The organism is Profundibacter sp. (assembly GCF_965277155.1).
In the GTDB taxonomy this organism is placed as follows: domain Bacteria; phylum Pseudomonadota; class Alphaproteobacteria; order Rhodobacterales; family Rhodobacteraceae; genus Profundibacter.
On the sequence record NZ_CBDIBV010000010.1, the window covers coordinates 429997 to 443119 of the forward strand.

The following is a 13123-nucleotide window of genomic DNA, read 5'->3' on the forward strand; positions in this document are numbered from 1 at the left end:
GCGCGAGTAAAGGCCAACCGTAGGGCGGGGTTCACCCCGCCGATTGCGGGTGAAATTAGGCGGGGTGGTTGTGGAGGGGGCAGCAGTGGCGGGGTGAACCCCGCCCTACGGTTTTCTCACGCACAATAAATCGGATAATCTCGGGGAACCCCGTGCTACGGTTGTTGAAAGTTAGTTTTATTTATCTGATCGCGGCACTATCAGAATCCATTCATCTTCACATGTCGTTACTGCGTTCCATTCTAAAGTATTTTTTTCAAGGGGCTGACCCAGATAACTACTTCAAGTAACGCTTAACCCATTGTCTTAGCTGCAATAACTGAGCTGAAGGGTCACTGTTGTTGAAACGCCACTCGCATTCCTTCAAATATAGCCCAAATTGGGCCTTGGGGACACCGTTAAATCGGCGCATGTGGCGCTTGGCTTGGTTCCAGAAATTCTCGATGCCATTGATGTGGTTGTGACGGTCTGCAAAGAGCTTGGAATGGTTGATGCGAAAGTGGTGGAAGTCTGACACATCCAGCACATTATAACCGCGCCAACAATCGGAATAGACGATGGAATCCGGCACGACTTTGCGCTCTATGATCGGGATCAGAGTGGCGGATTTGGCGTCCGGGATGATCTTGGTGTAAACCTTCCCACCCCTTTTTAATATACCAAAAACGGGAATTTTACCTGCCGCACCACGCCCGCGTTTACCTTTGCGTTTGCCGCCAAAGTAGCTTTCGTCCACTTCTATTTCTCCGCCGAACATAGCTTGGCTTTCCGCCTCCAGCTCATAGGCGATTATCTCGCGCAGGCGTAGAAAATAAAACGCTGCGGTCTTGCGGTTTACACCACACAAACTGGCTGCTGTTCGTGCTGTCGATCCCGAAACAAAATGCTCCGTAAGACGGTCTTGCTTGTAGTGGCTCAGGCGACTCTTTCTCATGCTTCCCATCATAACCTCTTTTTAGGTTATCTGGGTCAGCCCTTTTTTAATACATCGCTCCTTTTTAACAAAAAACGCCCCCTCGCGGGGGCGCTCTAACTACTGATCCAGGAAACTCCGCAACTTCCGCGACCGGCTCGGATGCTTCAGCTTCCTTAGCGCCTTGGCCTCGATCTGCCGGATCCGTTCCCGTGTCACCGAAAACTGCTGGCCGACCTCTTCCAGCGTGTGGTCCGTGTTCATGCCGATGCCAAACCGCATCCGCAACACCCGTTCCTCGCGTGGCGTCAAAGATGACAGCACCCGCGTGGTGGTTTCTTTCAGGTTTTCCTGAATGGCGGAATCCAGCGGCAACACCGCGTTTTTATCCTCGATGAAATCACCCAGTTGCGAATCTTCCTCGTCGCCAATCGGGGTTTCCAGCGAAATCGGCTCTTTGGCGATCTTCATCACCTTGCGCACTTTCTCAAGCGGCATTTGCAGCTTCTCGGCCAATTCCTCGGGCGTTGGCTCGCGGCCGATTTCGTGCAGCATCTGACGGCCGGTGCGCACCAGTTTGTTGATCGTTTCGATCATATGCACCGGAATACGGATGGTGCGGGCCTGATCGGCGATGGACCGGGTGATCGCCTGACGGATCCACCATGTTGCATAGGTGGAAAACTTGTAGCCGCGACGGTATTCGAATTTATCCACCGCCTTCATCAACCCGATGTTGCCTTCCTGAATAAGATCAAGGAATTGCAAGCCGCGGTTGGTGTATTTCTTGGCAATCGAGATCACCAGACGCAGGTTTGCCTCGACCATTTCCTTCTTGGCTTGCCGGGCCTCTTTTTCACCCTTTTGAACCTGCTGCACGATGCGGCGGAATTCGGGGATATCAAGGCCCACATACTGCCCCACCTGCGCCATCTCGGCGCGCAGTTCTTCGATTTTCGGGGTCGAGCGTTCCAGCAGGGCCTGCCAGCCCCGACCGGTCTTTTCGCCCATCTGCTCCAGCCACATCGGGTCCAACTCGTGATCGCGGTAGGCTTCGATGAATTCGCGCCGGTTGATCCGCGCCTGATCGGCCAGTTTCACCATATTGCTGTCGATCGACATGATCTTGCGATTAACACCATACAGCTGGTCTATCAGCGCCTCGATCCGGTTGTTGTGCAGGTGCAACTCGTTCACCAAGACCACAATTTCCGAGCGCAGTTTTTGATAGGTGTTCTCGGCCTTTTTCGAGAAACTCTCGTCCTCGTTTAAAGTCGCGGAAATTCGTGTGTCTTGCATGTCCGACAGTTTGGCGTAATCACGCGCGATCAGGTCCAGCGTTTCCAGAACCCGCGGCTTTAGTGCGGCTTCCATCGCAGCCAGCGACATATTGGCCTGTTCGTCTTCGTCATCATCATCATCGTCATCGGTGGTAATGGGGTTGCCATCGGCATCCAGTTCCTGCGCGGCCTCTTTCTTATCGGCGGGCGCAGCACCGGCCACAGGGGCGACGACAGGTTCTTCTTCCCCTTCCTCGCCCATATGGTTGCCAAAGGTAGTTTCCAGATCGATCACATCGCGCAGCAGAATTTCTTCGGCCAGCAATTCGTCGCGCCAGATGGTGATCGCGTTAAAGGTCAGCGGGCTTTCGCACAGCCCCAGGATCATTGTGTTGCGCCCGGCCTCGATCCTCTTGGCAATCGCGATTTCGCCCTCGCGGCTCAGCAACTCAACGCTGCCCATTTCGCGCAGATACATGCGCACGGGGTCATCGGTGCGGTCCAGCTTCTCGCCACCAGTCACGGTCAGGGCAATATCTTTGGTCCCCGAAGTGGTGGCCACCTCGGTCGACCCCTTATCCTCTTCCTCGTCGTCCTCGATGATATTGATGCCCATTTCCGACAGCATCGACATCACATCTTCGATCTGCTCGCTTGATACCTGTTCGGGCGGCATAACCTTGTTCAACTGATCATAAGTAACGTAACCCCGTTCACGCCCGTCGGCGATCATCTTCTTGACGGCGGCCATGCCGGTATCGGCAATCTCGTCGTTGTCCTGATCGTTGGCTTTACGGGCTGTTGCTTCTTTCGCGGCCATCTACAAGGTCCTTTCAGGGACTAGGTGATTCGGTTTTTCAGTGCTGAAACGAATCAACACACCGAATCACTGATTCGCAACACGTTTACCCTGTTTTCTTTACCTGTTCCTTAGCAAAGCGTTCACTTTTTGGCTTTTGCACCACTGTTTTGTTCAATTTCCCCCAGAAGGCGGGCAAAAGCGTCGCGTTCTTCGCGGTCCATCTGGGCGCCGCTGGGGGCGGTATCGAACATCGCCTTGTCCTCGTTTTCGCTGCGTACGGCCTTGTCGCGAGCCTCGGCGGCCTGTTTCAAACGCCAAGTCAGGCCTTCGTCCACCACCCCGCCGATGTCCTCCATCGCCTCTTCGATCTCGCGCAACACACCGCGCTTGGCCGCCAGTTTGGCCAGTTCCTCGGCCACGCACATGGCAGCAACTTCCGCATCCCCGGGCGCACGCACCGCCGGTGAAATCTGCACATGGCGCGGGGCCAGAACCGATGCCAGCGCGGCACCGGCCTCGGTCTCGATCCGGTCGCGCAAATCTGCCGCGCCACTGAACCGAAGCAGGCAATCGCGCAAATGGCGATGCTCGGGCGATGTGAAATCCAGCCGCTCCAACTCGCCCTCGAAATCCGGCAAAACCTCTGGGTTCAGCACCAGCGTGGCCAGAATAACCGCCTCGCGCAAATGTTCCTCGGCCCCCTGCCCCGCACTGACCAGCAAGGACGATTTCGTGCTGGGCTGCACCGGCGCCGGTTTGCCCTTCCACGGCCCCTTTTTGGCGCTGCGTTTTGGAGCAAACAGCTCCCAACGCATCTGCTTGATCGCCTCGCCATAATGGCCGCGAATGGACGGATCCTTGATCTTGGCAATCGCCGCGCGCAACTTCTTGTCCAGCGCGGCCTTGCGTTCGGGGCTGTCAAACACGCCGCCCTCGACCTCGCGCCGCCACAACAGCTGCACCATCGGCAATGCGCCCTCCAGCAGTCGCTGCATGGCGTTCTTGCCCTGCTTTTTCAACACATCGTCAGGGTCCATCCCCTCGGGCATCAGGGCAAAGCGCAGCGACTGCCCCGCCTCCAGCAACGGCAGCGCCAGATCAATCAGCCGCAACGCCGCCTGCAAACCTGCGCGGTCCCCGTCCAGCGCAATCACCGGCTCGGGCGACACCCGCCACATCATTTGTAACTGGCTCTCGGTGATTGCGGTGCCCAGCGGGGCAACACAGGCGGTAAACCCCGCCTCGACCAGCGCGATCACGTCCATGTACCCCTCGGCCACGATCAGCGGCGCGCCTTTGCCTGCCGCCTCGCGCGCAGGGCCGTGGTTATACAGGCTGCGCCCCTTATCAAACAATTCTGTTTCTGGCGAATTCAGGTATTTCGCCCGCGCATTCGGGTCCATCGCCCGACCGCCCAAGGCAATCGCCCGCCCGCGCGCATCCCGAATTGGAAAAATGATCCGGCCCCTGAACCGGTCATAAGGCTCGCGCCCATCATCCGGACGCGCCGCCAGTCCGGCATCAATCACCAGATCCGCCGCCACACCTTTACCAGTCAGATGGGCAAACACCCCTTGGCGCGTATCGGGGGCAAAGCCGATCTCCCAACGATCCTGCGCCGCCTCGCTCAAGCCCCGCCCCGCCAGATAATCCCGCGCAGCCCCCGCTGCGGCTGTCTTTAACTGAAGGCGGTAATATTGCACCCCCTGTTCCATCACCTCGGCCAGTTGTGTGCGTTTGTCCGCCTTGGCCTGCGCCGCCGGATCGCGTTTGGGCACCGGCATTCCGGCCTCGCGTGCGATAATCTCGACCGCTTCCATAAAGCCGACATTCTCGGTTTCCCGCACAAAGGAAATCGCATCCCCCTTGGCGTGACAGCCAAAGCAGTAATAGAACCCTTTGCGGTCATCCACATGAAAACTGGCGGTTTTTTCCTGATGGAAGGGGCACGGCGCCCACATATCGCCCTTGGCCTGATTGGATTTGCGACTGTCCCACATCACCTTGCGCCCGACAACATCAGACAGGCTGATGCGGGTGCGCAATTCATCAAGGAAACCGGGTGGCAGACTCATAGGCGTATTTATCCACCATCCAAAACCCCGCCGCAAGGCGCTTGGTCTGTTTCATTACCGTTCTTCAAATATCCGCGCCGCAGGCAAGAAACTCTTATCGCGCCGCAACCAGCCGCATCGCCCCTTCCAGATCATCCACCAGCGTTTTCGCCATCGAGCGCATCACCATGATCTGAAACACCATCGCCCCGATCCGCGTGATCGACACCTGCAAATGCCGCAACTGCGTGCGCGCGGTCTGCCCGCGTTTGAAATGAGCGGCGCGCATGTCCACCGGCACCAGCCGCGCCAGCACCTCTTCGGCCTTCGGCCCCTGCAGGCGCAGCACCGCCCAGCCGTCAGACTGATCCACCACCGCAGCAAAATCCGACAGCCGTGCATCCGGCGCAGGCCCGATCAACATCGCCTGATCCAGCCCGAACCAGACACACCGCGCGCCCTCTTTGCCCGTGGCCCGTTCCGCCGCCGGAAACGCCATCCCGTGCGCCTTTTTCATCGCTTCGGACAAGGCTTTCTCCTGCCCCTTATAGGGGGAAACCAGATGCATGGTTTCGGGCGGCGCGGCAAATATCCGGCACGACCCGACTTTGATCGGCACCAGCCCAACAAATGCAGATTTTTCCACCAGTTCAACCACGGCACAGCCCCCCGTCAGGATCATAAAACACCGGATCGCAGACCTTACAAGCCGTGCGCACGCCGCGTAAATGATCAACCAGATCAATCACTTCGCCATGCCGGGCGCGCCCGTTCTGCAACAGGGCCAGCGCAATCGGGTGGCCCAGCGTGGGCGAATAGGCAACGCTGCTCACAAACCCCTGATCATTGTCCGAAACCGCCTTGGCCCCCTGCATAAACAGATGCGCCCCCGGCGTCATCAGCTTGGCCGCGCCCGCCGGTTTCAGCCTGACCAACTGTTCACGCAAAGGCCCGTGCAGCCCGGGCCGCTCCGCCATCACCTTGCCGATGCAGTCCTTGGCCTGCGAAATCATCCCCTGCATCCCCAGATCAAACGCCGTGGCCCGCCCGTGGATTTCCGCGTGGGTCAAAAACCCCTTTTCAATCCGCAATACATTCAGCGCCTCGATCCCGTAGGCCCCGCCGCCCAGCGCCTGCGCCCGTTCCAGCAGCAGATCAAACAGTGCCGCACCGAACCGCGCAGGCACCGCGATTTCATAGGCATGTTCGCCGGAATAGGAGATGCGGAACAGACGCGCAGGGATGCTGCCTATCCGCACCTCGCCGCAGGCCATAAAGGGGAAGCTGTCGTTATCAATCCGCGCGTCAAGCAGCCCGTTCAGCAACTCGCGCGAACGCGGCCCCGCCACGGCAAATTGTGCCCAATGATCAGTGACCGAGGCAATCCGCACATCCCACTCCGGCCGCACCCCCTGCAACACAAACTCCATGTGCCGCATCACCTGAGCGGCTGCCGCCGTGGTGGTCGTCACCACGAAATGCCGTTCCCTCAGCCGCGCGCAGGTGCCGTCATCCATCACTATCCCGTCCTCGCGCAGCATCAGGCCATAGCGCACGCGCCCGACTTTCAGCGACGACATCCGGTTGGTGTAAATGAAATCCAGAAACGCCGGCGCATCCGGCCCCTGCACGTCGATCTTGCCAAGGGTCGAGACATCGCACACTCCGACCGCGGAACGCACCATCGCCACCTCGCGATCACAGGCCTGTCGCCAGTTCTTTTCGCCTTTTCGCGGGAAATAGGAGGGGCGATACCACAGCCCCGCCTCGATCATCGGCGCGCCCATTTCCAGTGTTTTGTCGTGGCTGGTCATAAAGCGTTCCGGCGCAAAACCCTTGCCCGCGCCCGCACTGCCCATTGCGGCAATCGGCACCGGAACATAGGGCGGGCGAAAGGTCGTGGTGCCGGTTGCGGCAATGCTGCGCCCTGTGGCATCGGCCAGCACGGCCAGCGCCCCGACGTTGGAATTCTTGCCCTGATCCGGTGCCATGCCTTGTGTGGTAAACCGCTTCATATGCTCGCTTGATGCCAGATTTTCCCGCGCCGAGAGTTCCACATCCTTAACTGTCACATCATTGGCAAAGTCCAGCCACGCCCGTTTGCGCCCCTGCACCTGCCACAGCGGCGTGATGGCGTATTCCGCATCCCCCGCCACCGGCAGCGGCATTGAGGGCGCCTTGATCCCCAACGCCTTTAGCGCCTCTCTGGCGCGGAACACACCGGATTTCAGCGCGCCTTTGGTGCTGAACACCCCGCCCGCAGCGCCTGCCACATGCAGACCGGCGCAGTTCTTTGGATCGGGCACAAAGGCATGGATGCTGTCATTCCACACGGGCCGCCCGCCCAGATGGCAACTAAGGTGTAGCGTCGGGTTCCAACCGCCTGACATTGCGAGGCAATCCGCCTCGATCACCTCGATGCCGCTTGCGGTTTGCACATGCACCTCGCCCAGGGATTTGCGGCCACGGGTGTTGATCACCTGCGCGCCGGTGAACAGCGGGAAATCGCCGGAAACTGCGGCATCGGCACGGCTGTCGATCAGGGCCACCACCTCGACACCCGCCTCGTGCAGATCATGGGCGGTGCGATGGGCATCATCATTGTTGCCAAACACCGCCACCTTCTGCCCTGCCGCCACGCCCCAGCGGTTCAGATAGGACCGCACCGCGCCTGCCATCATCACGCCCGGTCGGTCGTTCATCGGGAAGACCACGGGGCGTTCCAGCGCCCCCGTTGCCAACACCGCCTGTTTCGCCGTGATCCGCCAGAAAGCCTCTAGCGGGGCATCGGGTGCAGGGTTGGCCAGATGGGTTGTGACCCGTTCCAGCGCACCATAGGTGCCGCCGTCATAAACCCCCGTCACCGTGGTGCGCGGCATCAGGCGCACGTTGTCCATCGTGGCCAACTCGTCCAGCACGCGGGCAACCCAGATGTGTGCGGGTTCGCCGTCCAGCGGATCGGTCTCGGCCAGCAGGCGACCGCCCATGCGGCTGTCCTCGTCTGCCAGGATCACATCCGCGCCGGCCCGCGCCGCCGTAAGCGCCGCCATCAAACCCGCCGGTCCCGCACCGATCACCAGCAGATCGCAGAACGCATAGGCCTGCTCATAACGCGCTGTATCGGGTTCGCCCGACAGCGCCCCAAGGCCCGCCGAACGCCGGATGACCGGTTCGTAAACCCGCTCCCAGAAGGATTTCGGCCACATAAAGGTTTTGTAATAGAACCCCGCTGACAGGAAGGGCGAGAACAGATTGTTCACCGCCATCACGTCAAAATCCAGCGAGGGCCAGCGGTTCTGGCTGACCGCTGTCAGCCCTTCGTAAATTTCTAGCGTTGTGGCGCGCAGATTGGGCGTGGCCCCTGCCCCCTGTCCGATTGTCACCAGCGCATTGGGTTCCTCGGACCCGGCCGTCAGCACCCCGCGCGGGCGGTGGTATTTGAAAGACCGGCCAACCATTCGCACCCCGTTGGCCAGCAGGGCCGAGGCCAATGTGTCGCCCGCAAACCCGTGGTAGCGCTGCCCGTCAAAGGCAAATGGCACGGTCACGCTGCGGTCAATCAGACCTTTACCATCAATCCGCATGATCGCCCCCGTCTTTGGCCAAAGTGACGTTCAGGATTTCATGGGTCACCGTGTTGCGCTGAACCAGCAGCCACGCGCCGCAGCCTGCCTTGTGCTGCCATAAATCGCGGGTTGGGCCGGCAGGGTTATCGCGGGTATAAAGGTAATCGTCCCACGCAGCAGGCCCCGCGTCCGCAGCGGGGCGGTGAAGGGCCACATCGGCACCCTGATAACAGAATTCCCGCAAGTCCCGTTCACCGCATAAGGGGCATTTGATCCGCATTTCCATCCCCTCCCTAATGCAAATTATGCTGACTGCCGGTGCCTTCTTCATCAATCAGATGGCCGGTTCTGAACCTTTCCAACATATATTTCTCCGCTGTTTGATGTGGGCTGCCGGTGGCCATCAGATGGGCAAAGGCCCAACCCGATCCCGGCACCGCCTTGAACCCGCCGTAACACCAGCCCGCGTTCAGGAACAACCCGTCGATATGGGTTTTGTCGATGATGGGCGAGCCATCGGGTGACATATCCATGATCCCGCCCCAGGAACGCAGCACACGCGCCTTGCCGATCATCGGCATCAGCGTCATCGCCGCCTGTGTCACCTGCTCGGCGCGGGGCAGATTGCCGCGTTGGGCGTATGAGGCGTAGAAATCCAGATCGCCACCAAACACCAAGCCGCCCTTGTCTGACTGGCTGATGTAATAGTGGCCCATTCCAAAACTGATCACCGTGTCGATCACCGGCTTTAACCCCTCGGTGACAAAAGCCTGCAACAGATGGCTTTCGATCGGCAGGCGCATCCCGGCCATGGCCGCCACCTAGCTGGATCGACCCGCCACCACAATACCAACCTTTTTCGCCCGAATGGCCCCGCGTGTGGTCTGCACACCGCGCACACGACCCTGCTCAACATCAATCCCCGTGACCTCGCAATTCTGGATCAGGTCAACACCGCGCCGGTCCGCGCCGCGCGCATAACCCCACGCCACCGCATCATGGCGCGCGGTGCCGCCGCGGGCGTGATACAAAGCACCGTGAACGGGAAAGCGGGCGTTGTCATAATCCAGATAAGGCAGCCGTTTGCGCAAGGCGTTCTGGTCCAGCAACACCGCATCGTCGCCCTGATTGACAATCGCATTGCCCGCCCGGGCGAAATGGTCACGTTGCCCGTCGGAATGGAACAGCCGGTAAACCCCGCGCTGGGACAGCATCACATTATAGTTCAGATCTGCCGACAGCCCTTCCCACAGTTTCAGCGAATGGGAATAGAATTCGGAATTACCCGGCAGCGAATAATCGGCCCGCACAATGGTGGTATTTCGCCCCACATTGCCGCCACCAAGGTATCCCTTTTCCAGCACCGCAATATTGGTCAGCCCGTGATTTTTCGCCAGATAATAGGCGGTGGACAACCCGTGCCCGCCGCCACCAATCAGGATGATGTCATATTCGGATTTCGGTGCGGGATTGCGCCACTGGGTTTCCAGCCCTTGTTGCCGGTCAAACCCTGCCGCAACACTTGCCAACCCGAAAACCGCATGACCACTCCCGAAATATATTCATGGGTACTCAAACAACTTCAAGGCCGGTTTTCAATAGCAAGCGGCAGAAAAACCGCCGCTTGCCGGTATTATTCGGGCCAGACGCCTTACAGCCCCTTGGCCTCGTAGGATTTTGCCACGCGGGTGATCGCCACGATAAAGGCCGCTGTGCGCAGATCCTCGACATCGTCGCGTCCGTGCCAGACCGCACGCATCGATTGGTAGGCGGCGCGCATCGTGTCATCCAGACCCGAGCGCACCAGTTCCAGTTCGTCCGCACCTTTCAGGTATTTCTTCTTGAAATTCGGCGTCATCGACCACGCGTCCCCCAGATAACGATCCAGCCGCTCCAACTCGTCAATGATCAACTGGTGACGCGCCTCTTCCTGACGGCGGCCAAGACGGCCGAAACGGATATGGCTAAGGTTCTTGACCCATTCGAAATAGGAAACCGTCACACCACCGGCGTTGGCATACATATCAGGAATGATCACAGTGCCCTTTTCACGCAGAACCTCGTCAGCCCCCGCCGTGATCGGACCATTCGCAGCCTCGATGATCAGCGGCGCTTTAACCTTGGCGGCATTTGACAAGTTGATTACCGCCTCAAGCGCAGCAGGGATCAGAATATCGCAATCATGTTCCAGCAGCTTGGCCCCGTCCGCATCGAAATGCGTATCCATAAAGCCCTTTAGCCCACCATGCTTGCCCAGCCAGCCATGGATTGCTTCGACATCCAGCCCGTCCGGATCATATAGCGAGCCATCACGTTCGATAATACCGACAATTTTGGCCCCGTCTTCTTCGGACAGGAATTTCGCAGCGTGGTAACCCACGTTCCCCAGCCCCTGCACAATGATATTCTTGCCTTCCAGCGTGCCGGAAAGGCCGGCTTTGGCAATATCTTCGGGATAACGGAAAAATTCGCGCAGGGCATATTGCACACCACGCCCCGTTGCCTCGACCCGGCCAGCGATCCCGCCTGCATGGGTTGGTTTGCCGGTCACACAGGCGCGTGCGTTGATATCAGTGGTGTTCATCCGCGCGTATTGGTCCGCAATCCACGCCATTTCCCGTTCGCCGGTGCCCATGTCGGGGGCCGGCACGTTCTGACTGGGATTGATTAGATCGCGCTTGGCCAGTTCATAGGCAAAACGGCGGGTGATGATTTCCAGTTCATGTTCATCGTATTCGCGCGGGTCGATCCGCAGGCCACCTTTCGACCCCCCAAACGGGGCTTCGACCAGTGCACATTTATAGGTCATCAACGCGCCCAGCGCCTCGACCTCATCCTGATTAACACCCAGCGCATAGCGGATCCCGCCTTTGACGGGTTCCATATGTTCGGAATGGACCGAACGATAACCTGTGAACGTCTTGATTTCGCCGCGTAATCTCACGCCGAAACGCACCGTATAGGTGGCGTTCACCACACGGATTTTCTCTTCCAATCCCGGGGCCAAATCCATAAGCGCAACGGCACGATTGAACATCATATCGACGGATTCACGGAAACTGGGCTCTTTTATTGCGGACATTTTGCTCTCCATAAATGTGGGGTGCGGCAGAATCGCGCACCCTTTGCAATATTTTGACCCTAATCCTGTTTACAGGAACATAACACCGGATTTGGTAGTGTCGCGAGTTTGGTGGAAATTCGAGGACGGCGTAATCTCCGGGTGCATCGAAGCCACCCAACCGGCGGCTGGAACCGCCAAGGAGATCACGCCATGACAAAGAATACAGCAACATCGACATCCGCGCTACTGGCCAATGAAGCAGGCTATGACCCGATTGAAGACCGGCTGCGCCAGAACATCCGCGCGACGATCGAGGCGGTTTTCGAAGAGGAGCTGGAGCAGTTTCTGGGCCGTTGCCGGTATGGCCGCAGCGGCGGGGCAAAGGCCGGATACCGCCACGGGCATCGCGAGCGGCAACTGGTCGGAACATTTGGAACCGAAACGGTGCGCGTGCCGCGTGCGCGGATCACAGGCGAGGCCGGCAAGGCCAGAGAATGGCGCTCGAAGGCATTGCCCCGCTACCAGCGGCTGACGAAGAAGGCCGAGGCGCTGATCGCTGCTGTCTACCTTTCGGGCACCAACACACGGCGGGTAAAACGCGCCCTGTTCGGCCTGTTTCAGGGGGCGGTCAGCAAGGATGTGGTGAGCCGCGCCTGGCGCAAGGTGAAGGTGGACTGGCAGGCGTGGTGCGCCCGCAGCCTTGCGGATGAAGACATCGTGCGGCTGATCCTGGACGGCACCGTGATCAAAACGCGGATTGACAGGAAGGCCACCAATATCTCGGTTCTGGCCGCGATTGGCGTGCGCCGGGATGGGCAGAAGGTCTTGTTATCACTGATGAACATGGGCGGCGAAAGCACCTCCGCCTGGCGTCAGTTCATCAACGATCTGGATGCGCGCGGGTTGAAACGGCCCGAATTTGTCATCGTGGACGGGGCACCGGGACTTGAGGTCGCTCTCATTGCCCTCTGGGGTGAAGATCTGCCGATCCAGAGGTGCACGGTGCACAAGCACCGCAACCTTCTGGCCAAGGCACCCAAGCGTATGCATGATGAGTTGACAGAAGATTACCGCGACATGATCTACGCCAAAACACCCGAGGAAATCGCCACCCGCCGCAAGGCATTTCTGCGAAAATGGCGGCTGAAATGCAAGGCCGTCGCTGACAGCTTGGAAGAAGCAGGAGATAAGCTTTTCACCTTCACGCGTCTGCCACAAGGCCAGTGGAAATCGGCCAGAACGACAAATGCGATCGAACGCCTGAACGAGGAATTCCGCCGCCGCATCAAGACCCAGACCGTGCTGCCATGCGCCGAGACCGTGCCGATGCTGCTTTGGGCTCTGATGGCCTCGGGGCAGATCGTCATGCGAAAGGTCGATGGCTGGGAAACGCTCGCTCAGCCCGTCGCCGACGCAACCCTTGACCAAGCCGCCTGACCGGCGC

The 13123-nt window shown here is 59.2% G+C and carries 8 protein-coding genes and 1 pseudogene; 1 reads left to right on the forward strand and 8 read right to left on the reverse strand.

What is annotated here, in order from left to right; genetic code table 11:
• Positions 1-277 precede the first annotated feature (277 nt).
• The 8 genes and pseudogenes from ACQY4M_RS10030 to ACQY4M_RS10065 form a co-directional block, all read right to left on the reverse strand.
• Positions 278-934, reverse strand: a complete 657-nt coding sequence (locus tag ACQY4M_RS10030) for an IS1595 family transposase (protein WP_428539609.1) — start codon at positions 932-934, stop codon at positions 278-280.
• Between the two features lie 99 nt (positions 935-1033).
• A complete protein-coding gene (rpoD, locus tag ACQY4M_RS10035; protein ID WP_428543608.1) occupies positions 1034-3013 on the reverse strand; it encodes an RNA polymerase sigma factor RpoD in 1980 nt (659 codons plus the stop codon).
• Between the two features lie 122 nt (positions 3014-3135).
• Positions 3136-5070, reverse strand: a complete 1935-nt coding sequence (dnaG, locus tag ACQY4M_RS10040; RefSeq protein WP_428543610.1) for a DNA primase — start codon at positions 5068-5070, stop codon at positions 3136-3138.
• A 94-nt stretch (positions 5071-5164) separates the two neighbouring features.
• Positions 5165-5731, reverse strand: coding sequence for a sarcosine oxidase subunit gamma (locus tag ACQY4M_RS10045; RefSeq protein ID WP_428543612.1), 567 nt, complete (start codon positions 5729-5731; stop codon positions 5165-5167).
• On the reverse strand, positions 5700-8633 hold the full coding sequence (locus ACQY4M_RS10050) for a sarcosine oxidase subunit alpha family protein (protein ID WP_428543614.1): 2934 nt from the start codon (positions 8631-8633) through the stop codon (positions 5700-5702). Before ACQY4M_RS10050 ends, ACQY4M_RS10045 begins: the two co-directional genes overlap by 32 nt.
• Complete coding sequence (locus tag ACQY4M_RS10055) at positions 8623-8895, reverse strand: sarcosine oxidase subunit delta (protein ID WP_428543616.1); 273 nt, start codon at positions 8893-8895, stop codon at positions 8623-8625. Before ACQY4M_RS10055 ends, ACQY4M_RS10050 begins: the two co-directional genes overlap by 11 nt.
• Positions 8896-8908: 13 nt before the next feature.
• Positions 8909-10158: pseudogene (locus ACQY4M_RS10060) on the reverse strand (sarcosine oxidase subunit beta family protein).
• 108 nt (positions 10159-10266) lie between these two features.
• A complete protein-coding gene (locus ACQY4M_RS10065) occupies positions 10267-11697 on the reverse strand; it encodes a Glu/Leu/Phe/Val family dehydrogenase (RefSeq protein WP_428543618.1) in 1431 nt (476 codons plus the stop codon).
• A 192-nt stretch (positions 11698-11889) separates the two neighbouring features.
• On the opposite strand from ACQY4M_RS10065, the gene ACQY4M_RS10070 reads away from it, so the two are divergent.
• Positions 11890-13116 (forward strand): IS256 family transposase, encoded by a 1227-nt coding sequence (locus ACQY4M_RS10070; RefSeq protein WP_428539582.1) that lies wholly within the window; start codon positions 11890-11892, stop codon positions 13114-13116.
• Positions 13117-13123: the final 7 nt, after the last annotated feature.